The 22,677-nt window shown below is 69.5% G+C and carries 18 protein-coding genes; 10 read left to right on the top strand and 8 right to left on the bottom strand.

What is annotated here, in order from left to right; genetic code table 11:
- The first annotated feature begins 6 nt into the window (after nucleotides 1-6).
- Nucleotides 7-2,289 carry a CHASE2 domain-containing protein gene (locus H7U20_RS11975; protein ID WP_199759377.1) on the top strand — a complete coding sequence of 761 codons (2,283 nt, stop codon included), beginning with the start codon at nucleotides 7-9 and terminating at the stop codon, nucleotides 2,287-2,289.
- A gap of 270 nt (nucleotides 2,290-2,559) precedes the next feature.
- Here the strand turns inward: H7U20_RS11975 and H7U20_RS11970 are convergent, their stop codons facing one another.
- Together H7U20_RS11970 and H7U20_RS11965 are read right to left on the bottom strand one after the other, a co-directional pair.
- Nucleotides 2,560-3,156 (bottom strand): OmpA family protein, encoded by a 597-nt coding sequence (locus H7U20_RS11970; protein ID WP_199759376.1) that lies wholly within the window; start codon nucleotides 3,154-3,156, stop codon nucleotides 2,560-2,562.
- Nucleotide 3,157: 1 nt separating this feature from the next.
- A complete protein-coding gene (locus H7U20_RS11965) occupies nucleotides 3,158-3,616 on the bottom strand; it encodes a FecR family protein (protein WP_199759375.1) in 459 nt (152 codons plus the stop codon).
- A 49-nt stretch (nucleotides 3,617-3,665) separates the two neighbouring features.
- Between H7U20_RS11965 and H7U20_RS11960 the strand changes: the two genes are divergently transcribed.
- Nucleotides 3,666-4,109, top strand: a complete 444-nt coding sequence (locus H7U20_RS11960; protein ID WP_199759374.1) for an ATP-binding protein — start codon at nucleotides 3,666-3,668, stop codon at nucleotides 4,107-4,109.
- Between the two features lie 57 nt (nucleotides 4,110-4,166).
- Here the strand turns inward: H7U20_RS11960 and H7U20_RS11955 are convergent, their stop codons facing one another.
- A complete protein-coding gene (locus H7U20_RS11955; RefSeq protein ID WP_199759373.1) occupies nucleotides 4,167-4,592 on the bottom strand; it encodes a DoxX family protein in 426 nt (141 codons plus the stop codon).
- 269 nt (nucleotides 4,593-4,861) lie between these two features.
- On the opposite strand from H7U20_RS11955, the gene H7U20_RS11950 reads away from it, so the two are divergent.
- The 4 genes from H7U20_RS11950 (at nucleotide 4,862) to H7U20_RS11935 (ending at nucleotide 7,758) form a co-directional block, all read left to right on the top strand.
- A complete protein-coding gene (locus tag H7U20_RS11950; protein ID WP_199759372.1) occupies nucleotides 4,862-5,761 on the top strand; it encodes a LysR family transcriptional regulator in 900 nt (299 codons plus the stop codon).
- Nucleotides 5,762-5,865: 104 nt separating this feature from the next.
- A complete protein-coding gene (locus tag H7U20_RS11945; RefSeq protein WP_199759371.1) occupies nucleotides 5,866-6,498 on the top strand; it encodes an FABP family protein in 633 nt (210 codons plus the stop codon).
- 151 nt (nucleotides 6,499-6,649) lie between these two features.
- Nucleotides 6,650-7,129 (top strand): GNAT family N-acetyltransferase, encoded by a 480-nt coding sequence (locus H7U20_RS30220; protein WP_199759370.1) that lies wholly within the window; start codon nucleotides 6,650-6,652, stop codon nucleotides 7,127-7,129.
- Nucleotides 7,126-7,758, top strand: a complete 633-nt coding sequence (locus tag H7U20_RS11935; protein WP_199759369.1) for a class I SAM-dependent methyltransferase — start codon at nucleotides 7,126-7,128, stop codon at nucleotides 7,756-7,758. Before H7U20_RS30220 ends, H7U20_RS11935 begins: the two co-directional genes overlap by 4 nt.
- An 82-nt stretch (nucleotides 7,759-7,840) precedes the next feature.
- Here H7U20_RS11935 and H7U20_RS11930 read toward each other — a convergent pair whose 3' ends face one another.
- Complete coding sequence (locus H7U20_RS11930) at nucleotides 7,841-9,835, bottom strand: methyl-accepting chemotaxis protein (protein ID WP_199759368.1); 1,995 nt, start codon at nucleotides 9,833-9,835, stop codon at nucleotides 7,841-7,843.
- Nucleotides 9,836-10,062: 227 nt separating this feature from the next.
- Here H7U20_RS11930 and H7U20_RS11925 point away from each other — a divergent pair, with 227 nt between their 5' ends.
- The gene (locus H7U20_RS11925) at nucleotides 10,063-13,491 is read left to right on the top strand and encodes a DEAD/DEAH box helicase (RefSeq protein ID WP_199759367.1); all 3,429 of its coding nucleotides are present in this window, start codon (nucleotides 10,063-10,065) and stop codon (nucleotides 13,489-13,491) included.
- Between the two features lie 116 nt (nucleotides 13,492-13,607).
- Here the strand turns inward: H7U20_RS11925 and H7U20_RS11920 are convergent, their stop codons facing one another.
- Nucleotides 13,608-15,896 (bottom strand): diguanylate cyclase domain-containing protein, encoded by a 2,289-nt coding sequence (locus H7U20_RS11920; RefSeq protein WP_199759366.1) that lies wholly within the window; start codon nucleotides 15,894-15,896, stop codon nucleotides 13,608-13,610.
- 162 nt (nucleotides 15,897-16,058) lie between these two features.
- Between H7U20_RS11920 and H7U20_RS11915 the strand changes: the two genes are divergently transcribed.
- Nucleotides 16,059-16,715, top strand: a complete 657-nt coding sequence (locus H7U20_RS11915) for an HAD family hydrolase (RefSeq protein WP_199759365.1) — start codon at nucleotides 16,059-16,061, stop codon at nucleotides 16,713-16,715.
- Between the two features lie 80 nt (nucleotides 16,716-16,795).
- Here the strand turns inward: H7U20_RS11915 and H7U20_RS11910 are convergent, their stop codons facing one another.
- From H7U20_RS11910 to H7U20_RS11900, 3 genes are all read right to left on the bottom strand, one after another.
- A complete protein-coding gene (locus tag H7U20_RS11910; protein ID WP_233410694.1) occupies nucleotides 16,796-17,866 on the bottom strand; it encodes a PEP-CTERM sorting domain-containing protein in 1,071 nt (356 codons plus the stop codon).
- Between the two features lie 159 nt (nucleotides 17,867-18,025).
- Nucleotides 18,026-18,454: a hypothetical protein gene (locus H7U20_RS11905; RefSeq protein WP_199759364.1), complete on the bottom strand. Its 429-nt coding sequence runs from the start codon at nucleotides 18,452-18,454 to the stop codon at nucleotides 18,026-18,028.
- A gap of 102 nt (nucleotides 18,455-18,556) precedes the next feature.
- On the bottom strand, nucleotides 18,557-20,317 hold the full coding sequence (locus tag H7U20_RS11900) for a methyl-accepting chemotaxis protein (RefSeq protein WP_199759363.1): 1,761 nt from the start codon (nucleotides 20,315-20,317) through the stop codon (nucleotides 18,557-18,559).
- A gap of 287 nt (nucleotides 20,318-20,604) precedes the next feature.
- On the opposite strand from H7U20_RS11900, the gene H7U20_RS11895 reads away from it, so the two are divergent.
- The gene (locus H7U20_RS11895; RefSeq protein WP_199759362.1) at nucleotides 20,605-20,964 is read left to right on the top strand and encodes a hypothetical protein; all 360 of its coding nucleotides are present in this window, start codon (nucleotides 20,605-20,607) and stop codon (nucleotides 20,962-20,964) included.
- A 269-nt stretch (nucleotides 20,965-21,233) separates the two neighbouring features.
- Nucleotides 21,234-22,568, top strand: coding sequence for an aminotransferase class V-fold PLP-dependent enzyme (locus H7U20_RS11890; protein WP_370593144.1), 1,335 nt, complete (start codon nucleotides 21,234-21,236; stop codon nucleotides 22,566-22,568).
- Nucleotides 22,569-22,677: the final 109 nt, after the last annotated feature.

Here is a 22,677-nt window from a genome sequence, read left to right as displayed (position 1 = left end):
GCGCGCATGCCGCGGCGCCTGATCCGCTGGACCACGCGCGCCTTGGACGCGCTGCGCGCCGGCCGGGGCCGGCCGCTGGCCGCCGCCTTGGCGCTGCCGCTGGCGGCGGCGCTGGCCATGCCGGACGACGGCGCGCTGCCGGCCGCGCGCCTGGCCCTGTTCGACAGTTACCAGTTGCTGCTGCCGCGCCAGCGCCTGTCCGGCCCGGTGCAGATTATCGCCGTCGACGAGGCGGCGCTCAAGCGCTACGGCCAGTGGCCGTGGCCGCGCACGCGGCTGGCCGAGTTGATCGACCGCGCGGCGGCGCAGCGGCCGCTGGTCATCGGCCTCGACCTGCTGATGCCGGAACCGGACGGCGCCTCGCCCGAGGCGCTGGCGGCGCAGTTGGCGCCAGGCCCGCTGCGCGACGGCCTGGCGGCGCTGCCATCGAACGACCAGGCGCTGGCCGCAGCCATGCGCCGCGTGCCGGTGGTGCTGGCGGCGGCCGGCTTCGACGACGCCGCCACCAGCAGCCGGGACGTGTTGCGCGCCTGGCCGGTCAGGCTGGCGATGGCGGGCGCCGGCGGCGCGCCGGCCGGCATCCCTGGCGCAGCTTCCGCCGGCCGGCCGGCGCCGCTCAGGTCACCCGCCGGCGCGCTGCCGCCTCAGGTGCCGCCTCAGGTGCCGCGTTATCGGCGTGCGTTGGGCAGCCTGCCGTTGCTGCAGGCGGCAGCCAGCGGCCAGGGCATGGTGTCGGCCGAGTTGGAGAAGGGCGTGGTGCGGCGCGTGCCGTTGCTTGGCGCGGTCGGCGGCACGCTGCTGCCGGGCCTGTCGCTGGAGCTGCTGCGGGTGGCCACCGGCGCCGAGGCGATCGAGGTCGACGCCGGCGCGGGCGGCGTGCGCGCCATCGCGGTGGGCGACCTGCGCGTGGCGACCCGGCCGGACGGCGCGGTATGGGTCAACTACTCGGCGCCGGCGCCGGCGCGCTACGCCTCGGCGCTGGACCTGATGCAGGGCCGCCTGGCGCCGGACGCGCTGCGCGACAAAATCGTCATCGTCGCGTTGACGGGGCTTGGGCTGGCCGACTACAAGACCAACGCGCGCGGCGACCTGCTGCCGGGCGTCGACGTGCACGCCCAGTTGATCGAAGGTTTTTTCGACGGCGCCCAGCTGCGCCGGCCGGCCGGCATGCGCTGGGCCGAGGCGTTGTGCTTCGCGGTTTTGGCGGGCGGTGTGATCTGCTTGCTGCCGCGCCTGCGTCTGCTGCGCGCGCTGCCGCTCAGCGCCACGCTGGCCGCCGCCCTGTTCGCCGCCGGCCTGGCGCTGTTTCGCGCCGGCTTGCTGTTCGACGCCGCCGGCGTGGCCGCCGCGCTGGGGCTGGTCTGCCTGAGTCTGTGGGCCAGCCTGTTCGGCGCCGCCGTGCGCGCGCGGCATCGCAGCGAGCGTTCCCTGCGCGTCGCGCGCGAGGCGGAGGCCACGCTGGCCGGCGAGTTGAACGCGGCGCGGCGCATCCAGATGGCCAGCCTGCCGCAAGCGGCGAGCGCCTTTCCCGGCGAGCTCCGCTTCACGCTGGACGCGCTGTTGGAGCCGGCGCGCCAGGTGGGCGGCGACTTGTACGACTTCTTCATGCTGGACCGGCGCCGCCTGTTTTTCCTACTCGGCGACGTCTCCGGCAAGGGACTGCCGGCGAGCCTGTTCATGGTGGTGGCCAAGGCGTTGTCAAAGAGCGTGGCGCTGCGCGACGAGGCGGGCATGGCGGCCATCATGTGCCAGGCCAACCGCGAGCTGCTGCGCGAGAATCCGGAGAACTTGTTCGTCACCTGCGTGGCCGGCATCCTCGACGCCGACAGCGGTGAAGTCATGTTGTGCAACGCCGGCCACGATGCGCCCCGGCTGCTGTCCGGCGGTGGCGTTGAGCGGCTGCGCGGCGCCGACGGGCCGCCGCTGTGCGTGATCGAGGAGTTCGACTATCCGGTGCAGCGCTACCAGCTGCGGCCCGGCGACTGCCTGTGCCTGAATACCGATGGTGTCACCGAGGCGATGGATGCGGCCGGCCAGGTGTACGGCAACGCGCGCCTGGACAGCTTGTTGGCGGTGCATAGTGGCCAAGGCGGCACGGCGCCAGGCGCGGGCGCGGGCGTGGGTGAGGCGGCGCTCACGGCAGGCCACGTCGTGCCGCCGGGCGGCGGCGTTACGCCGGCGGACGTGGTGCGCGCCGTGCGCGAGGACGTGCGCGCGCATGTGGGCGCGGCCGAGCCCTCGGACGACCTGGCGCTGCTGGTTCTGCGCTGGAACGGGCCGGCAGCTTAGCGCGGCGCGGCAGGCCGGATAATTAGCCCGGCGTGGCACCGAGGTTGCGATGGCTCCGCTTGACTGAGGAGCGGTGAAATAAAGGCTGAACCAAGGAGCGAACCAAGTGCACCGCTAAACCCCGTCGTTCCCGCGTAGGCGGGAACCTATACGCCGCATCCTGTTTAGCGCAGCATGGGTTCCCGCCTACGCGGCGGTCCGCCGATGCGGAACGACGAATTGAGGGTAATTCGATGCGCCGTTAAAGGGCCGAGCCCTCGCCGGCGCGGCTCAGCGCACGCGGATCTCGACGCGACGGTTGCGCGGCTCGTCGACGCGGTCGCGGGTCGGCACCAGCGGCTCGCGCTCGCCGCGCCCGCTGGCGCTGATGCTGTCGGCGGCTATGCCCACTTCCACCAGCATCTGCTTGACCGCCAAAGCCCGCCTGAGCGACAGCTCGTCGTTGTAGGCGCTGGTGTCGACGGTGTCGGTGTGGCCGATGACGATGATCTCCGGCGCCGGCCGTTTGGCCAGCTCCAGCTTGATCTGCTCCAGCCGCGCGGCCGACTCAGGCACCAGCGCCTCGGTGGCGGTGTCGAAGTACAGCAGGAACACGGCGGCGCGCTGCGGCAGCGCTGCCAGCGTCGCGGCGTAGCGCAGCTGGACCGTGTCGGCCGTCTCGCTGGCGGTGGTGACGGCGCCGTCGCGGGCGATGGCGGCGCTCAGGTAGGGTTGCTCCAGCACGGTTTGGCCGGCGGCCGAGACGATGATGACGGCACTGGCGCGGCCGTCCTGGCTGGGCAGCAGCACCACCCGTTCGGGCGGCGCGCGCTGCGACTGCGCCACGGCGGCCAGTGCGCAGATGATCCAGATCAGCGCCGCGCCCATGCTAGGGTTGGCCCGCGCCGACGTCGATCAGGAACTCGGTGCCGCGCACGCCCAGCACCGAGCTGGGGGTGCGGAACTGCACCGCGCCGGGCGACTGCTTGGACAGCTTGCCCGAGATGACGCCCATGGTGCCGCGCTTGACGGTGGCGTCCAGCGCGCCCTCGTGGGTGGTCGGGTTGAAGGCGAACTTCTCCAGCCAGACATGGCTGTTCGGTCCCACCGACAGCAGCGTCTCGTCGCGCAGCGTGACGCCGACGCTGCCGTCGGCGCCGGTGACGATGCGGTCGCTGCTCATCAACGCGGCGCCGGGCAGGGCCGGCGACGGCTTGCCTTCGTGCTCGATGACGGCTTGGCCCTTGCTGGTCTTGACCATGCCGGCCGGGAGTTCGGCGGCCAGTGTCGGTGCCGACAGCGCCAGCAGCGTGGCTGCCGTGATGCAGATTTGCCGCAATCGGATCATCGTTGTTCTCCTCGGGTGAGCATTCCGATAATATGCTTCTATGAGCGGAATGGGAACCGAATTGGACTCCGATAGTGGCGCAAACGGCACGCCGGGACGGCGCTTTGCCGCCCGCCTGGAGCTGCTGCCGCAGGTGCAGGCCTATGTGGCCGAGGCCTTGCGCGCCGGCGGGCTGGCGGCGCAGCGGGTGGCCTGCGCCGAATTGATACTGGAGGAGCTGTTCCGCAACAGCGTTTTGCACGGCTACGCCGGCGTGGCCGATGGCGCGGTGTGGCTGGTCGCGGATGCCACCGGCTTCTCTTTCGAGGACGCCGCCGCGCCCTTCAATCCTTTGCGCGACACGCCGCCGCCGGCTGCGCCCGTGGCCGGGCTAGCCATCGAGGCGCAACCGGTCGGCGGTGTCGGCTTGCTGTTGATACGCGGCCTGGGCCGCGCCGTCTCTTATGCCCGTGTCGCCGGCCGCAACCGGATCGTGGTCGATCTGGGACTGTGAGCCAACGGTCGAAGCGCCCGGCGTCAGACGTTCGGGCGCTTCGGCTGCGGCGCCGGCTTAGGCGGTGCGGGCCGCCAATGCAGGCTGTTTGACCCGGGCATCCAGGCTCAGCGCGCCGGCGCCGAAGGCGGCGAACTGCAGCAGGCCGCCGGCCATCGCCAGGTTTTTCAGCAGGTGGATCAGCTGGTTCTGGTCGCCGATGGCGTGGTGGAAGATCAGCCCTGTGACCACCGAGAAGGCCGCCAGCGCCAGCGCCACGGCGCGGGTTTGCAGGCCGAAGGCGAGCAGTAGGCCGCCGCCGATTTCGATGCCGATGGCGCCGATCAGACCGAGGGTGGGGAAGGGCAGGCCCATGGCGGCGATGTAGCCGACGGTGGCGGCCGGCGCGGCCAGTTTGCCGACGCCGCTGAAGACGAAGATGGTGGCCATCAGCAAGCGGCCGATCAGTGGCAGGGTGGACGGGGTGTGGTTTGCGTGGTTCATGACAGCTCCTTGCTAGATTAATAAGTTAAAGGCACCTCTAAAACTCTGTCGTTCCCGCGCAGGCGGGAACCTATACGTCGCATCTTATCTAGCGCAGCATGGGTTCCCGCCTGCGCGGCGGTCCGCCGATGCGGAATGACGGTTATTCGATGTGCCCTTAAGTGTGGTTGGCTGGCGTTGTCGCGTCATCCATGTGAAGCATCTTAGCGATTGGAGATGTATCGGTGAAGCCTATATAATTAGATGTTATATATCTATAGGAGCGATACATGCTTGACGCAATGTCGATGGACCAGCTGCGCACCTTCATCGCGGCGGCCGACGAGGGCAGTTTTTCCGCCGCCGGGCGCAAGTTGCGGCGGGCGCAGTCGGTGGTCAGCCAGACGCTGGCGAACCTGGAGCAGCAGATCGGCCTGTCGCTGTTCGACCGCAGCGGACGCTATCCCCAATTGACCGACGCCGGCCGCGCGCTGCTGGCCGACGCCCGCCTCGCCGCCGCCAGCATGGACGGCTTCAAGGCCAAGGCGCGCACGCTGGCCGAGGGGCTGGAGGCGGAACTGGCGGTGGCGGTCGACGTGATGTATCCGATCGCCGCGTTGACCGAGGCGGTGCGCTCCTTCCACCAGCAGTTCCCGCGCACGCCGCTGCGGCTCTACGTCGAGGCGCTGGGCGCGGTGGTCGAGCCGGTGCTGGACGGCCGTTGCCGCATCGGTGTGATCGGCTCGTTCCCGGACCTGCCGGCGGAATGTGGCGTCGAGTATCTGCTGACGGTGCCCGCCGTGGTGGTGGTGGCGCCGACGCATGCGTTGGCGGCGCTGCCGCAGCCGATCTCGCGCGTCACGGCGGCCGAGTACGTGCAACTGGTGCTGACCGACCGCTCGCAGTTGACGGCGGGACGCGACTTCGGCGTGATGTCGCCGCAGGTGTGGCGGCTGGCCGACCTGGGCGCCAAGCACGCCTTCCTGCGCGCCGGCCTGGGCTGGGGCAGCATGCCTTGCCACATGGTGGCCGACGATCTGGCACGCGGCGCGCTGGTGGCCATTGAGCTGGAGGCCAGTCCGGTTCGCGGCGCCGCCTTCTCGATGCATGCGATCTACCGCAAGGACGCGCCGCCCGGTCCGGCCGGCCGCTGGTTCGTCGCGCAGCTAAAGGGCAAAGACCAAGGCTAGGGTCGGGGCCAAGGCCGCAGCCAGGCCGGATGGGGGCTTTCACTGGCGCGCGCCCATCGCATACAATGCTTGCAACCGAAGATCAACACCGACAGAGGCAAGCCATGAGTGAATTTTCCGAAGACGTCTACACCGAGCCGTCCAATATCGACACCAACACCCTGAACAATCTCGGTCCGCTGCGGCCGATGGCCGGTGTGTGGGAGGGCTCGCGCGGCCTGGACATCAAGCCGAAGGCCGACGGCCCGCGCAAGCAGGCGTATGTCGAGCGCATCGAGCTGCAACCGATCGACCCGGTCACCAATGGCCCGCAGTTGTTCTACGGCCTGCGCTATCTGATCCTGATCACCAAGCCGGACCAGGTCAAGACCTACCACGAGCAGGTTGGCTACTGGCTGTGGGAGCCGGCCACCAACACGGTGATCCAGACGCTGGCGATCCCGCGCGGGCAGATCGCCATGGCCTCGGGCGTGGTTGCGCCGGATGCGAAAAACTTCGAGTTGGTGGCGTTGCGCGAGTCGGAGACCTACGGCATCCGCTCCAATCCCTTCCTGGAGTTCGGCTTCAAGACCGTCGAGTACCGCATCAAGGTCAGCATCAACGACGACGGCACCTGGGGCTATGAGGAGGACACCGTGATGCTGATTCGCGGCAAGGAGGACGAACCCTTCCACCACATCGACCGCAATTTGCTGAGCAAGGTCGAGGAGCCGACGCCGAATCCGATGGTGCGCTGAGATATCGGTTTAGTGCCGGCTTAGTGCCGGCTTAGTGCCGGCTTATTGCCGGCGCAATGACCGGTTGAACGGTTTGACGCCGCGCCGGCACTATTTTTTGCATACACCGAGCCGGCAGCGCCGATTGCACCGGGTTCGCCAGGGAGATTGAGTGGAGATACGACTTGCACCGGTAACGGAGGAGAACTTCGAGGCCATCATCGATTTGCCCTTGCTGAAGCAGCAGGAGGACTACCTGGCCAGCAACGCCTATTCCATCGCCCAGGCATCGTTCTATCCGGACTTCCAGGCCCGGGCGATCTACGACGGCACCGAATTGGTCGGCTTCTTGATGTACGACCGGCGGTCGAACGACCGGGTCGGCGAGTACGGCATCTACCGCTTCATGGTCGACCATCGGCGCCAAGGCGGCGGCATAGGCCGGCGCGCGATGGAGCTGGTGTTGGCCGAGATCCGCGCCTGTGACGACGTCGAGCGCATCACCATTTGCTACCACCCGGAGAACCCGGTGGCCAAGGATTTCTACGGCAGCTTCGGTTTTGTCGAGGTGGGGCTGGACGACAGCCACGAGATGATCGCCGAAATCATGGTTGCCGCGTCGGACGCGCCGGCGGCGCAAGCGACGCCGTGACGGCGGCCGTGGTCAGCGGCACCGAGGGCTACGCCGAGCAGGCAGCTGTGCTGATCGAGCGTTGGCGCGGCGTGAGCTTCGTGGAGGAGCACGGCGTCGTCGCCCATTTGCTGCCGGACTTGCCGGGCCGGGTGCTCGACATCGGCGCCGGCATCGGCAACGACGCGGCGGCCTTCGCCGCGATGGGGCACAGCGTGGTGGCGGTGGAGCCGACCAGCGAGTTGCGTCTGGCGGCGATCGCCCTGCACCCGTCGGCGCGCATCGAGTGGCTGGACGACAGTCTGCCTGAGCTGGCCGTGCTGCGGACCAGGAGCGAGCGGTTTGACGTGGTGGTGTTGCAGGCGGTGTGGATGCACCTGGACCAGGCGCAGCGGGCGCGCGCCATGCCGTTGGTGGCGGCCCAACTGGCGGATGGCGGTACCTTGCTGCTGTCGCTGCGCCACGGCCCGGTGCCGGCGGGACGCCGCATGTTCGCGGTGACGGCGGCCGAGACGATCGCGCTGGCGGGCGCGCAGGGCTTGGCGGCTGTGCTGAACGTCGTCACGCCGTCGGTGCAGGCGCTGAACCAGTGCGACGGCGTGAGCTGGACCCGGCTGGTGTTTCGCCGGGCGCCTGCTCAACTGGACTGAACCCGGCTGAACCTGCGGCCGGCGGCCGGCGCCACCGGGAGGGCTGCGCTGCGGGCTTGCCGCGTACCTGAGGCAGGCCGCGTCAGAGTTCCTCCCATTCTTCTTCCGCCGTGGCGAGCGCCAGGCGCCGGGCCTTCGCTGCGCCGCCGCCGGCGTTGCTGGCGCCGCTGCGCCGCGCCGCTTCGGCCCGTTCGGCGGCAGTGCCCGCGACGTGTCCGCCGCCGACATGTCCGCCGGCCTTGCTGGTGACTTTGCCCGCGACCTTGCCGGCCACCCGGTGGGCTTGCCGGTCCGGCGTGGGTGCCAGCGCTGCGTGCGGAGCGGCCGCCGGCACAGGCGCGGCGCGGCCGCCGCCTTCGAGTTTGAACACGCCGACCACCCCGGTCAGGTGGCCGGCCTGCTGTTGCAGCGAGCTGGCCGCCGCCGCCGCTTGTTCGACCAGCGCGGCGTTCTGCTGCGTCACCTGGTCCATCTGGTTGACGGCCTGGTTGATCTGCTCGATGCCGGCGGTCTGCTCGCTGCTGGCCGCCGCGATCTCGCTCATCACGTCGGTGACCCGCTGCACGCTGGCGACGATCTCCTGCATCGTCGCGCCGGCCTGGTCGACCAGGCGGGCGCCGGCGCCGACCTTCTCGACCGAGTCGACGATCAGGTCCTTGATCTCCTTGGCGGCGGCCGCCGCCCGTTGCGCCAGGTTGCGCACCTCGCTGGCGACGACGGCGAAGCCGCGCCCCTGTTCGCCGGCGCGTGCCGCCTCGACCGCCGCGTTCAGCGCCAGGATGTTGGTCTGGAAGGCGATGCCGTCGATGACGCCGATGATGTCGGCGATCTGCTTGGACGAGTCGTTGATCGAACTCATCGTCTCGACCACCTGGCCCACCACGCTGCCGCCCTGTTGCGCGACGGCGGTGGCCGACTCGGCCAGTTGGCGGGCCTGGCGCGCGTTGTCGGCGTTTTGTTTGACGGTGGAGGTGAGTTGCTCCATCGACGAGGCGGTTTGCTCCAGCGAGCCGGCCTGCTGCTCGGTTCTTTGCGACAGGTCGAGGTTGCCGGCGGCGATCTGGCCGGCGGCGGTGGCGATGGTGTCGGTGCTGGCGCGCACCTCGCCGACGATCTCGGCCAGGCGGTCGCGCATCGTGCTCATGGCGAACAGCAGGCTGGCCCGGTCGTCCTGGCGCAGCTCGATGGCGAAGGCGAGCTGGCCGGCGGCGATGCGGTCGGCCACGGCGGCGGCGTAGGCCGGCTCGCCACCAAGCTGGCGGCGCAGGCGCAGGAACACCAGCAGCAGCGCCACGCCGAGGCCGCCGCACAGCAGCATCGACAGCGTCAGGGCCAGGGCGAAGACGCGCTCGCTGGCGGCCACCGCCGCGTCGACGCCGGCCCGGGTGCGCTGGTCGAGCAGCACGAAGAACTCGTCGATGGGCGCCATGATGCTGGCCTTGTACTGGTGGTAGTTCTTGTCGTGCATCAGCTTGCGGGCCAGCTCCAGGTCGGGCGCGTCCTTGCGGCTGAAGCCGCCCTTGCCGTCGTCGAACTGGCCCTTGACGGCGTTCATGGCGACGATCTCGGTCTTGACCAGCGCGTCCGAGTTGGCCTGGGCCTCCTTCAACTTGGCGAACTCTTGCTCGGAGAAGCCGGCCTGTTTCATCAGCTCGGCCAAGGCCACGCTGGCGCCGTCGGCGCGCGGCTTGGCCTTGCCGGCGGCGACGAAGTCCCAGTAAATGCGCTGGTACTGCAGCGGCCGTGGCTTCCTGCCGTTGCGGATGTCGAGGATGTCGAGATACTGCTGCTCGTAGGCCGCGTCGGCGGTCACCACGTAGGTGCGCGCCAGCCGGGTCAGGTCGTCGGAGCTCTGGCGCAGCTCGTCGGCCAGCAGGTAGGACTGGTAGCGCGTCTCGTTCACCCTGGCCAGCTGGTCCTGTTTCTGCGCTATCTGGTGCAGCGTCGCCAGCAGGCAGACGCCGATGGCGGCGGCCAGGCCGAACAGGTAGGCGAACAGTTGCTTCAGTGTGAGGTTTTTTCCCACGGCGTTCTCCGAGAGTGGACAGGAAGGGTGGACATTCTTGCAATGCCGCATCTATCGTCGCCCGCCGGTTGGCGGCCGATATTGAGCGGAATCATCATTCGCCCGGGACGGCGGTGTTTGCCGGCGATATCGCCGCCACGGCCGGCCGCGAGTGTGGCGTGGCGGCCGCGGCGGCGCGGCGGCTGTACGCCGGCCTTGCCTTGGGAGTAAGATTGCGCCTTTCGACTTTGGCGCCGGCCGCGCGGCCGCCGCGCCGGTCCGCACTCACGAGGTTTTTTTTGACAATTCCGGCAGCTGGTCCACTTTCCATCCTCAGTTTTTGGCGCGACCTGGAGATCTTCAACATCCCCGCCGCGCCCGGCTCGCGTGAGGCGACCGCCAGCAGCCATATCCTGACGCTGCGGCGCGGCGAGGTGCTGCCCTGGCGCCGCCGCGAGTATGCGCCTGGCGCCACGCACGGCTGGGTCCACCTGGTCTACCTGGGCGTGGCCGACACCGAGCGGCTGGAGGGCCTGCTGCTGACGGCGATGGCGCCGCACGGGGAGGCGGCCGGGTCGACTCGGTTGGGCGAGCGTGAGCGCGAGCGCTCCGGCGGCACCGGCTGGTTGGGCGCCTTCGTCGTCGACGAGGACGGCGCGGCGAAGTTGGACAGCTATCTGGCGGCCAGCTATGTGTACGGCGTCGACCTGTTGCGCAAGGCGGAACCGTTGGAGGGCTTGAACGCCAGGCTGGCCGGCGCGCGCGAGGAGTTCGCCCAGCGCCGCCAGCGGCCGCAGCCGCAGCCGCAACCGGGCGGAGACGGCGGCGGCGAAGGCGAAGCGCCGCCGGCCAAGGCCAAGGGTCTGGGCTGGGTCGAGCTGGACGAGGAGCTGGGCCTGCTGCTGGAGCGGCTCGGCGCCGCTGCCGACGACGTTCGGCTGGACTGGCGCCTGGTGGTGCGCTCGACGCGGGTCAACCGCAAGTACATGGAGGCCGACCTGCAAAACGCCGGCGACTTCCTCAACTCCTTCTATCTCGACGATCTGGACCGCCTGATCGGCCAGGCGCAGCGCGGCGAGGCCTTCGGACCAGCCTTGGGCACCTATCTGGGCGCGCCGCTGGCGCCGGCGGCGCGGCGCGACATCCTGACCGACAACGCGGCCATGACCGGCCTGCTCAGCGTGGCCCATCTGCCGCGCGCGCGCTGGCCGGCGCCGGCCAAGTTGCCGCTGGTGCTGGCGCAGCAGGCGGCGGTGGCGCAGATCCTGCGCGCGCTGGGGCCGGCTGCCGGCGTGGTCGGCGTCAACGGTCCGCCGGGCACCGGCAAGACCACGCTGCTGTGCGACGTGATCGCCGACGTGGTGACCCAGCGCGCGCTGCGCTTGATGGACTTGCGGCGGCCGGCCGAGGTCTTCGGCGACACCGTCGAGGTGGCGGGCAAGAACGTCTTCCCGCTGCGCGCCGAGATCATGGACGGCAGTTCCATCGTCGTCGCAAGCACCAACAACAACGCGGTCAAAAACATCACGCAGGAGCTGCCGGCGCGTAAAAAAGTGTCGACCGAATTCGGCCCGGCCAGCTATTTCGACGAGGTGATCGGCGCCGTGTTCGCGGCGCAGAAGGTGCTCGACGAGGACGGCGCGCCGATCGCCTGCTGGGGCATGGTGGCGGCGGCGTTGGGCAACGCCGGCAACCGCCGCTCGTTCGCGCAGGGCTTCTTCCGCGACGAGTTCGTCAAGCCGGAGGCCAAGCCGGCCACGGCGGCGGCCAGCGGCCAGCTGTTCGACACGCCGGCCGCGCAAGCCACGCCGGCCGCTGCGGCCGCTGCGGCCGCCGAGCCGGCCAAGCCGGCGCCGCCGCCGTCGATGAAGCAGCTGCTGGAGGCGGCCACCGCCGACTACGCCCGCTACCAGGACGAGTGGCAGCAGGCGCGCCAGGCCTTGCGCGCGCTGGTCGAGGAGTTCGACGCCAAGCGGGCGCTGCTGCTCAAGGCCGAGCAGGCCGCGCTGGGGCTGGACGCCTGCCGCGCGCGGCTGGCCGCGCAGTTGGCCGGTTTGCAGGAATGGGACCGGCAAATCGCGGCGGCCAACGCCGAGCTGGCCGCCAGCCGCGAAGCGATGTCGGTGCAGCGCACGCTGATCGACGGCCGCCGCGCCATGTTGGAGCAGTTGCGCGAGCGCGCCCGGCCCGGCCTGTGGGACCGGCTGATGGCCTGGCTGGGCCGCGAGACGGCGGCCATGGCGGCGCGCCGGCGCAGCCTGGACCAGCCGACCACGGCGCTGGCCGAGGCCAGCGAAGCTTTGGCCGAGCTGGCCCGCGCCGCGTTGTCGCACGAGGCGGTGGCGCAGACCAAGGGGCGGCGGCGCCAGGCCGACGCGGCCGAGAAGCAGAAAACCGAGGCGCAGTTCCGCCAGCACCAGTTGGACCTGCAGGCCGGCTACCAGATCGGCGTGCGCCATTTCCCGGACGCCGGCTTCTGGGCGCTGCCGGCCGAGCAGCGCCACCGCCTGTCGGTCGGCGTTTGCGCCGCGCTGGACACGCTGCGCGCCAAAATATTTTTGCAGTCGATGGAGCTGCACCGGCTCACCGTGCTGGCCAACGCCGGCCGCTTCATCGGCAACCTGCGCGCCGTCAGCGCCATGCTGACCGGCGCCAGCCGGGGCAAACTGCTGGCGGAACAGCGTCCCATCCTGTGGGACATCCTGTTCTTCATCGTGCCGGTGGTGTCGACCACGATGGCCTCGTTCGACCGCCTGTTCCAAGGCATGGGGCAGGAGTCGCTGGGTTGGTTGCTGGTCGACGAGGCCGGCCAAGCGACGCCGCAATCGACCGCCGGCGCCATCTGGCGCAGCCGGCGCGCCGTGCTGATCGGCGATCCGCTGCAGATCGAGCCGGTGTTCACGGTGCCGCTGGCGGTGGCCGAAGACCTGCGCCGGCGCCGCGCCGTGGCGGCCATCTGGTCGCCGGCCGAGCAGTCGGTGCAGACCTTGGCCGACCGCGTCACCGCCTTCGGTTCCTGGGTCGCGCAGGACGACGGGCCGGGGCTGGAGCCGCGCCGCATCTGGACCGGTATGCCGCTGCGCACCCACCGCCGGTGCGACGAGCCGATGTTCTCGGTGGCCAACCGCATCGCTTACGGCGGCCAGATGGTGCAGGGCCGGGTCGACCCGCAGGGGCAGGGCGAGGCGGTCGATTTCCGCTGCGTGCTCGGCGCCAGCGCCTGGTTCGACGTGCGCTCGACCGTGGCGCAGCACCCGGTGGTGGACGCGGAGCTTGAGGTGTTGGTCGATCTGCTGCGCCGCCTGCAGGACCAGCCGGCCCATGTGGCCGGCGAGCGCGGCGCCGACGGCAAGGTGAAGGCGGCGAAAATTTTCGTGATTTCGCCGTTCCGCAAGGTGAAGGAGGCTTGTGCCCGCCAAGTGCGCGCGGCCGGCATCAAGGGCGTCGAGTGCGGCACCGTGCATACCTTCCAGGGCAAGGAGGCGGAGATCGTTTTTCTGGTGCTGGGCACGGCGGCGGGCAAGGCCGGCGCCGGCGCGCGCGCCTGGGCGCTGGACCGGCCGAACCTGCTCAATGTGGCGATCACGCGGGCCAAATGCCGGCTGTATGTGATCGGCAGCGTCGGATCGTGGGGACGGCTGAATCACATGGCGGTGCTGCACGGCGAGCTGGCGCGGTTGCGCCGCGTGTTGCCGTCGGGTTCGCAAGACCCAGAGGCGCAAAGCTAGGGTCGGACCCGGCGGGTCCGACCCTGGCTCTTTGCCGTGGGGTGGTTCTGGCATCCGCGGCGGACTAGCCGCCGCCTGGCTCTTTGCCGTTGGGTGGTTCTGGCACCGCCGGCGGATTAGGCGGCGCCGTCCATCGCGTAGCCGTCGCGGCCGTTGCGCTTGGCGCTGTAAAGGGCGCTGTCGGCGCGCGCCACCAGTTCGGCGGCGATCTCGCCGTCGAGCGCGTGTAGCGCGATGCCGATGCTGGTGGTGATGCGCATCGGCGCGCCGGCCACGCTGAAGTCGCAGCGTACCGCGTCGACGATTTTGGCGGCCAGGCGCAGCGCCTCGTCGCCGTTGTGCACCTGCTCGTAGATGATGACGAATTCGTCGCCGGCCAGGCGGGCCACGGTGTCGGTGGCGCGCACGTTGCCGACCAGGCGGGCGGCGAACTCCTTGAGCACCTCGTCGCCGGCGCCGTGGCCCAGCGTGTCGTTGATGGTCTTGAAGTTGTCGATGTCGAGGTAGGCCAGCGCCATCGGCTGGCGGTTGCGCCGCGCCCGGCCCAGCGCCAGTTGCAGGATCTCCTCGAACATCAGGCGGTTGGCGATGCCGGTCAGCGTGTCGACGCGGGCCAGCTGGATCAGGCGCTCCTCGATCTCCTTCATGCGCGTGGTGTCGTGGGTCAGCGAGTAGACGCCGGCCACGCTGCCGTCGGCGCGCTGGTCGGGCACGAAGGTGGTCTCCAGGGTGTGTACGCCGTCGCTCAGGCGCGCCTTCAGCTCGTAGGTGACGCGCTGGCCCCGGTAGGCCTGCTCCAGATGGTGCTCGGCGTCCTGGTAGTGCTCGGCGCCGATGCCGTCGACCAGGCGCTGGCCGATCAGCCGCGCCGGGTCGAGGCCGAACCATTGCTGGAAGGTGGCGTTGACGAACTGGAAGCGGCGCTCGCCGTCGAGGTAGGAGATCAGCACCGGCAGGTTGTCGGTCAACAGCTTGAGGCGCTGCTCGCTGGCGGCCTGGGTCAGTTCGGCGTTCTTGCGCTCGGTGATGTCCATCACCATCAGGTACAGGCCGACCACGCTGCCGTCGGCGCCGACGTCGGGCAGCATGTCGCCCATCAGCTGCACCACGCGGCCCTGGTTGACGCCTTCGCGCTCGTAGTGCACGCGCTCGCCGCGCAGCACGGCGTCGAGCTTCTCCTTGAGCATCTGGTAGAAGGGCTCGCCGAAGGTTTCGGCGATGGTGCGGCCGATCATGCTGTCCGGTTCGACCTGCATCATGTCGCGGAAGTGGGCGTTGGTGAAGCGGTAACGCAGGTCGCGGTCGAGGTAGGCGATCAGCGCCGGCATCGAGTCGGCGATCATGCGGGTGCGCTCCTGCGCCGCCTCGCGCTCGGCCATCAGCTCGTGGAAGGCGGTGCTCAACTCGCCGATCTCGTCGCGCCGGCGGCGCTGCAGCACGCCGATTTCGGCGCGGCCGCTGCGGATCTCGGTGATGTGGCGGCGCAGCCGGCCGAGCGGGCGCAGCAAGGTCATGATCACCAGCCAGGCCACCGCTCCGGCCACGGCGGCCAGCAGCGTGGCGGCCAGCACGGCCTGGTGGCGCATGGCGATCATCGGCGCGAAGGCCTCGTCGGTGGGGAAGCGGGCGCCGACGATCCAGTTGATCGACTTGAGCCGCTTGTACGAATAGATGCCGGGGCTGCCCTCCTTGTTGTTGGCCTCGGTCCAGCCCTCGAAGCCGCGCAGCGCCATCTCGGTGGCGTCGTTGCGGCCGGCGCGCGCGTTGATGTGCTGCAGCAGGCGGGCGCGGCTGGGGTGCTGCACCAGGATGCCGTCGGCCGTCATGATGAAGATGAAGCCGGTCTTGCCGGGTTTTTGCGCGCTGATCTGCTCGAAGAAGGTGGCGTTGTCCAGGTCGATGCTGCCGGCCAGCAGCAGCGTCACCTCGCCGCGCTGGTCGAAGATCGGCTGGGTGATCAGCACCACCGGCATGTTTGACAGCTGGCTGCGGAAGGGCGCCGAGATGACGCCGGCCTTCAGGGCCAGCGTGTCGTCGAAGTACTGGCGGCCGGCGACGTTGAGGCCGGCGCCGGCCTCGTGGTGGCGCTCGTCGTGCACCAGCTCGCCCTTGGCGTCGAAGACCACCAGGTTGTAGAAGGCTTTGCGCGCCGTCGGGTGGCGGTCGATGAACTCCTGCATGCGGCCGGGGTGGTCGCGCACGTCGCCGGGCACCGACTCGGCCAGCGCGGCGAGCATTTGGCGGCGGGCGTTGAGCTGCTCGTCGATGTTGGCGGCGGCGCCCGACAGCAGCGCGTACTGCTGGTCGCCGATGATGGCCTTCATGTCGTGCTCGGCGAGCATCAGCGCGACCCAGGTCACCACCACGGTGGCGGCGAGGACGAGCAGGACGACGACGCCGGTCATGCGGAATTTCAGACTGCGGTGGGCAAATGCTGTAACGGCCATATAGCTGTGATTATCGGAGCACAGCGTGGAGTATTGCACACACGGCAAGCGAAGGCCATCAATGCTTGCCGCGCCGGGTACAATGGCCGTTTTTGCCATGCGCTGGAAGGGATGCGGCTTATGTTGGCTGGCTTAGCTGGGGTTTTATGGGACAACGACGGCGTGCTGGTCGACACCGAGAGGCTGTTCTACGAGTCGAATCGGGAGCTGTTCGCGCACCACCGGATCGCGCTGAGCGAGCGTCAGTTCTTCGATTGGTATTTGGTCGACAATTGCGGCGCCTGGCATCTGTTGGAGGCGCGCGGGATCACGGCGGCGCAAATCGCCGCACTGCGCGACGGCCGCAACCGCAAGTACAGCGAGCGCCTGGCGGCCGAGCACATTCCGGCCATCGCCGGCGTGGCCGAGCTGCTGGCGGCGCTGGCGCCGCGCCTGCGCATGGGCGTGGTGACCAGCTCGCACGCCGAACACTTCGACATCATCCACCGCCGCCTGTCGCTGCTGCAGCACTTCGAATTCGTGCTGACGCAGGAGTGCTACGTCAACAGCAAGCCCTCGCCGGAGCCGTATCTGCTCGGCCTGGAGCGGCTCGGGCTGGCGGCGGCGCAGTGCGTGGTGGTGGAGGATTCGCCGCGCGGCCTGCAGGCGGCGCGTGCCGCCGGGCTGCGCTGCATCATCCTGCGCAACGCGCTGACGCGGCATTACGACTTCCCCGGCGCGCTGCGCGTGGTCGACGACATGGCGCAGCTGCGCGCCGCGTTGGAGGAGTTGATGTAGGACGGCGGGATTGGAACGGCGATTGGCGCGGCGGGCAAGACGCGCCGGCGGCCGTTTCGGGCGCGCCGGCGCGGGCACTCTCAGCGGCCGTCGCGCCGGCGGCGGCGCGCGGCCAGCACGCCCATCAGGCTCATGCCGCCCAACAGCATGGCGTAGCCGGTCGGCTCCGGCACCGGCGTCATGGTCAATTGGCCAAACGTGTTGCTGCCGCCGTTGACGTTGAAGTTCATGTTGTGGTCGGCCAGATGGACGCTGAACGGATCGCCCGAGCTGGCGTGCGAACCGCTGACGTCGCCCGGCAGCCAATGGCCGTCGGTGTGGACGACGTCGCCGGGGCCGACCACGCAGCCGTCGCCGTTGGTTGCGGCGGCGGCCATGCCGCGGGTGCAGCCGTCCCAGTTATACCAGCCCTCGGGCACCACGAAGTCGCTCGGCGGCACCCAGCGGTCCGCGCCGGCGGCGCTGTAGCCGCTGGCGGAGGTGGTGAGGGTGTAGGTCAGCTTGATGGTCTGGCCGGCGGTGATGACGCCCAGGTCGATGTCGCGCGACTGGCCCAGCACGTTGTACAGGGTGCCGCCGCCGGCATACAGCGAGGTGTCGCCGAAGACGCCGAAGCGGCTGCCGGAGGCGTCGCTGTGCAAGTAGCCGCCGCTGGCCCACACCGAGGTGTCACCGAGCCTGAGGTCGAAGAGCAGGCCGGACTCGACGTAATGGTTGCCGGTCAGCGCGCTGCCGATGCTGTTTTGCAGCATGCCGGGGGTGATCTGGAAGTGGTAGCTGCCGAACTGGGAGACGGCGCTGGTGTTGGTGATCCACTGTTCGACGCGGAAGCCGCCGTAGACATTGTAGACGCCGGAGCCGGAGGCGCGGCTACCGAAGTTGCCGCTGGTGTCGCCATAGCTGTGCAGGCCGGTCTGGCTGCCGTTGGCGCCGCTGAAGTCGAGCACGTCGACCGAGGTGCCGGACAAGCCCAGGCCGCTCGAAAGCGGGGCGCTCTCGTTGCCGTTGACGCCGTAGTTGGCCCAGGCTTCCATCGAGACGATCGTGGCCGACGCGGCCGGGCTGAGGCAGCTCAGCGCGGCGCCGACGGCCAGGCAGCCCAGACGGGCGCTGGTGAGGGGGTGGTTGAACTTGGTTTTGCCAGTGCGCATGTGGATCTCCATGTGGTGAATGACTATCGGCGTGCCGGCACGGCGCGGCGGCGGCACGTGAAATTGCCAATATTATATCGATTGCCACATGATTACGCTTAAGAAAATGCTAATTAAAAGCCGCCTCCTTGTTTTTACACAAGTGGGCGGCCGGCAAACCTAGGCCGGGTAGCAGCGCGGTCGGCGCCGCCGCAGGGCGGCCAGCGTGCAGACCAGGCCCAGGCTACTCAGCAGCAGGGTGAAGCCGGAGGGTGCCGCCGCCGGCGCCTGGCTCAAGTCGTCGACGGTGTTTGGCCCGCCGCCGAGATAGACGCGGGCGTCGGCGACGCTGCTGTGGCTGTAAGGCTCGGTTCGGTTGTCGTAGGAGAACAGCGTCACGGCGCCGTTGGCCGGGGTCCAGTTGTCGACCAGCGTGGTGGCGCTGGCGCCGTCGACGGCGTAGTCGCCGAAGGTGCGCATCGACGTCACTTGGGCGGCGGCGCTGGCGCCAAGCAGGGCGAGCACCGCGCCCAGCGCCAGGCGTGGCGGGTGGCGGCGCGGCGTCGGCGCCGGATTGGCAAGCAGGTAGTGCGATTGACGGTGAAACATGGTGATCTCCGGATGTGGTGGGAGAGTTGATCGTGCCATCGGTGAAAATGGCCATCATGAAAATTGTCAATAGGAATTGAAAATTACATGATGGAAATTTAATTATTCGGCGCCATTGGCGCGCTGGCGTGGCGGGGCGGCTGCGGCCGGCAGTTGCTGCCGGCCACGCCGGCTTCGCAGCGGCGTCACGCTGGCGACGGCGGGGGGCGCCCGCTCGGTGCGCGGCGCGCCGGCCCGCCCGCCGCCCCGGTCGGCGCCGAGCTTGAACACGCCGACCGCGCCCAGCAGGTGGGCCGCCTGCCGCTGCATCGTCGCGGCGGCCGCCGAGGCCTGCTCGACCAGCGCGGCGTTCTGCTGCGTGGTCTGGTCCATCGAGGCGATGGCCTGGTTGACGTGTTCGATGCCGGACAGTTGCTCGCGGCTGGCGGCGGCGATCTCGCCCATGATGCCGGTGACCCGCGCCACGCTGGCGACGATCTCGTCCATGGTGCTGCCGGCTTGGTCGACCAGGCGGGCGCCGGCGTCGACCTGCTCGACCGAGTCGGCGATCAGCGCCTTGATCTCGTGGGCGGCGGCGGCCGAACGCTGGGCCAGCACGCGCACCTCGTTGGCTACCACGGCGAAGCCGCGACCCTGTTCTCCGGCGCGCGCCGCCTCCACCGCCGCGTTGAGCGCCAGGATGTTGGTGCGGAAGGCGATGCCGTCGATGACGCCGATGATGTCGACGATCTTGCGCGAGGCGCCGTTGATGCTGGCCATGGTGCCGACCACCTGGGCCACCACGGCGCCGCCCCGGCCGGCCACCGCCGAGGCCGAGCGGGCCAGCGCGTTGGCCTGTTCGGCGTGGGCGGCGTTCTGCTTGACGGTGGCGGTCAATTGCTGCATCGACGAGGCGGTTTCCTCCAGTTCGCCGGCCTGGCGCTCGGTGCGGGCCGACAGGTCGAGGTTGCCGGCGGCGATCTCGGCCGAGGCGGTGGCGATGGTGTCGGTGCCGCCGCGCACCTCGCCGACGATGCCGACCAGGCTGGCGTTCATCTCGCGCAGCGCCTGCGACAACTGGCCGATCTCGTCTTGCGAGCGGACCTCGATCAGCGAGCTGAGGTCGCCGGCGGCGACGGTGCGCGCCACCCGCACGGCGTGGTTGATCGGGCGCACGATGCCGCGCGTGATGTACCAGGCGGTGAGCAGGCTGAGCAGGCCGCCGGCCACGCCCAGCGCGAGCATCGCCGCGCCGAAGGTGCGCGCCTGTTGCGCGGCCTCGGCGCCGCCCTCGCGCATCTGCTTGACCTGGACGGCGATCAATTCGTCGAGCGCGGCCATGGCGGCGGCGTGGGCCGGCCCGGTTTGCTGGTAGAGCTGGGCGATGGCGCGGTCGCGCTCGCCGCCGCGCAGCAGGGCCAGCAATTTGTCGCGGCCGGGCAGGTAGCGGGCGCGCGCCTCACGCAGTGCCGCTTGCGGCGCCGCGCTGTTTATCTGTGCCGCTTGCGGTGCCGCGTTGTCGAAAGGCGCGGCCGACGGCGCGGCGCGCGCACCGGCGCCGGACGGGGCCGCCAGCGCGTCGAACTGGAGCAACAATTGCTCGACCACCTTGCCGCTCTGCTCGATGCGGCCCAGCTGCTCGGCCTGCTCGGCGTCGCCGGCCAGCAGCAGGTCGCGCAGTCCGGCCGCCTGGCTCTCCAGCGCGTCCTTGAGCTGGTTGAGCAGGCTGATCTGGTCGTAGCGCTGATGCACCGTTTGTTCGATCTCGGCGCCGGTACGACGCAAACCGGCCGCGCCCATGCTCACGACCACGGCCAGCATCAATGTTGTAAGGGAAAAGGCGATGGTCAGCCGGTAGCCGATTTTGATGTTTGCGATATTCATTAGGCACTTATTGTTGTTGTCTCTTGTCGTCGCCATCGCCGGTTCAGGCCGCTGATTGGCGTTCCTTGTGCAAGCCGGTGTCTCCTCCGGGCCGGCCAAGTGTAGCAGCGAGCGCCGTGCAGATCTAGCAATATTTCTTTGTAGAGTTGCAACACTAGTTGCAGTGCTTGACTGTCTTCTTTTTTTCTGAAACGCGCCGGCGGCAAGGCTGGGCGGGCAGGCGTGCGCCCGCCGGCGCGCCGCCTTTGTAAGATGGTCCGACTATTTAAACGAGTAGGGAGACCATCATGCCCAAAGGAGCCGATGCCGAACGGGAGCGCGAGTACCGCGAGTTGCAAAGCAAATTCAAGGAGGAGGGCCGCTATCCGGGCCGCGAGGAGGAGGTGGCGGCGCGCATCGTCAACAAGCAGCGCGCCGAATACGGCGAAACCCAGGGCGGCCACGCGCTGGAGCAGGGCGGCGCGACGGCCGACCACGATCTGCCGATCGCCCGCTACGACCATTTGACCGTGGAGGAGGTCGGCACGCGGCTGGACCGCCTGTCGCGCTCCGACCTGCGCGCGCTGCGCCGCTATGAAACGGCGCACAAGCGGCGCCAAGGCGTCGTCGAGTTGCTCGACGCCCGGCTGAACGCGCGGCCCGTCTAGGCGTCGCGTTGGTGTCACGCCGGATGGTGTCGAAGCGCCGCGTGCGCTTGCCGGGTAACATTGCCGAATTGTCAAAGTTTTTACATTCTGTTATGGTGAGTCATACGCCTGACATACCGCTTGCATACGCTGGGGTGGCGTCAACGACAGAGTTCAATCATGCCTTCGGCAGAAAACATTGCAATGAGCTTAAAAGCCAGCCAACTCGCCAGCGCGGCCGCGCGGCCCACCCTCAACGCGGCGCCGTGCGCGCCGGCCCGGGTGACATTGTGAGCGCCGACCAAGGCCGGCGCCGCTGGCTGCGCGCCGGCGCCTTGCTGCCCCTGGTTCCATTGGGCGCGCGTGCCGCCGCGCCGTCGCTTGATCCGGCTGCCACGCTGGCCCAACTGGCGGCCAGCGTGCCGCGCGCGCCAGCCGGAGTGACGCCGGCCGCGCTGGCGAGCGACCGGCGCTACTGGTCCGACGTGGCCGCGTTGTACGACGTCACCGACCGCGTGGTGCAACTGGAGAACGGCTATTGGGGCGCGATGGCGCGGCCCGTGCTGCAGAATTACCAGGCGTTGACGGCGACGGTGAACCGCGATTCTTCCTGGTACGCCCGGCGCGATTACCCGGCCGAGTTTGAGGCGGCGCGGGCCGGCGCCGCCGGCGCGCTGGGTGTCGAGGTGGACGAGATCGTGCTGACCCGTGGCGCCACCGAGGCGTTGCAGGCGCTGATCGGCGGCTACAACCGCCTGGCGCCGGGCGATGTGGTGCTGTGCGCCGACATCGACTACGACGCCATGATCGCCGCCATGCGCTGGCTCAAGCAGCGCCGTGGCGTCGAGGTGGTGTCGATCAATCTGCCGGAGCCGTTCAGCCACGACAGCGTGATCGACTGCTACGCCAAGGCGATGGCGCGGCATCCGCGCTTGAAGCTGCTGCTGATCACCCAGGTCAACCACCGCAACGGCATGCAACTGCCGGTGGCCGACATCAGCCGCATGGCGCGGCAACGCGGCATCGACGTCATCGTCGACGCGGCGCACGGCGTCGGCCAGCTCGACATGCGCATCGCCGACCTGCAGGCCGACTTCGTCGGCATCAATCTGCACAAGTGGATCGGCGCGCCGGTCGGCGTGGGTGCCGTCTACATCAAGCGCGGCCGGGTGCGCGACATCGATCCCTACATGGGCGAGCAGGACGGCGACGACGTGCGCACGCGCGTGCACACGGGCACCGCCAATTTCGCCGCCTTCCTGGCGCTGCCGCTGGCCTTCGAGGTGCACCAGCGCATCGGCGTGGCCAACAAGCAGGCGCGCCTGCAAGGGCTGCGCAACCGTTGGGTCGAGCCGGCGCGCGAGATCGCCGGCATCGAAGTGCTGGCCTCGGCCGACCCGCGTTTGAGCAGCGCGATCGCCGCCTTCCGTTTGAAGGGACAGGCGACGCTGGCGCAAAATGTGGCCCTGGCCAAGCGGCTGGTGGCGGAACACGGCGTGTTCACCATCCACCGCGACGGGCTGGCCTCGGGCGCCTGCGTGCGCGTGACACCGTCCTTGTTCACCACGGAGGCGCAGGTCGACCGGCTGCTGGCCGCGCTGCACAAGGTGGCGAAGCAGGGCTGAGCACGGCGGCCGGCGTCGGGCAAAAAAAACCCGTCGGATGACGGGCATGGCGTTCAGTTTGGGCGCCAGCGGCTTTCAAAACCACCCAGCGGCAAAGAGCCGGGGGGGG

The sequence above is a fragment of the Rugamonas violacea genome, assembly GCF_016461825.1.
Classification (GTDB): domain Bacteria; phylum Pseudomonadota; class Gammaproteobacteria; order Burkholderiales; family Burkholderiaceae_D; genus Rugamonas.
The sequence above is the reverse complement of the archived record's forward strand: the minus strand, read 5'-3'. Positions and strand labels throughout refer to the sequence as shown.

What these genes read in the sequence shown, in the direction of transcription:
- H7U20_RS11970 (WP_199759376.1), bottom strand. Translation starts at nt 3,156, where the DNA reads ATGGGCGCGGCGCTGATCTGGATCATCTGCGCACTGGCCGCCGTGGCG.
- H7U20_RS11910 (WP_233410694.1), bottom strand. Translation starts at nt 17,866, where the DNA reads ATGCGCACTGGCAAAACCAAGTTCAACCACCCCCTCACCAGCGCCCGT.
- H7U20_RS11895 (WP_199759362.1), top strand. Translation starts at nt 20,605, where the DNA reads ATGCCCAAAGGAGCCGATGCCGAACGGGAGCGCGAGTACCGCGAGTTG.
- H7U20_RS11905 (WP_199759364.1), bottom strand. Translation starts at nt 18,454, where the DNA reads ATGTTTCACCGTCAATCGCACTACCTGCTTGCCAATCCGGCGCCGACG.
- H7U20_RS11930 (WP_199759368.1), bottom strand. Translation starts at nt 9,835, where the DNA reads ATGCGGCATTGCAAGAATGTCCACCCTTCCTGTCCACTCTCGGAGAAC.
- H7U20_RS11955 (WP_199759373.1), bottom strand. Translation starts at nt 4,592, where the DNA reads ATGAACCACGCAAACCACACCCCGTCCACCCTGCCACTGATCGGCCGC.
- H7U20_RS11920 (WP_199759366.1), bottom strand. Translation starts at nt 15,896, where the DNA reads ATGACCGGCGTCGTCGTCCTGCTCGTCCTCGCCGCCACCGTGGTGGTG.
- H7U20_RS11975 (WP_199759377.1), top strand. Translation starts at nt 7, where the DNA reads ATGCCGCGGCGCCTGATCCGCTGGACCACGCGCGCCTTGGACGCGCTG.
- H7U20_RS11960 (WP_199759374.1), top strand. Translation starts at nt 3,666, where the DNA reads ATGGGAACCGAATTGGACTCCGATAGTGGCGCAAACGGCACGCCGGGA.
- H7U20_RS11950 (WP_199759372.1), top strand. Translation starts at nt 4,862, where the DNA reads ATGCTTGACGCAATGTCGATGGACCAGCTGCGCACCTTCATCGCGGCG.
- H7U20_RS11945 (WP_199759371.1), top strand. Translation starts at nt 5,866, where the DNA reads ATGAGTGAATTTTCCGAAGACGTCTACACCGAGCCGTCCAATATCGAC.
- H7U20_RS11915 (WP_199759365.1), top strand. Translation starts at nt 16,059, where the DNA reads ATGTTGGCTGGCTTAGCTGGGGTTTTATGGGACAACGACGGCGTGCTG.
- H7U20_RS11900 (WP_199759363.1), bottom strand. Translation starts at nt 20,317, where the DNA reads ATGAATATCGCAAACATCAAAATCGGCTACCGGCTGACCATCGCCTTT.
- H7U20_RS11965 (WP_199759375.1), bottom strand. Translation starts at nt 3,616, where the DNA reads ATGATCCGATTGCGGCAAATCTGCATCACGGCAGCCACGCTGCTGGCG.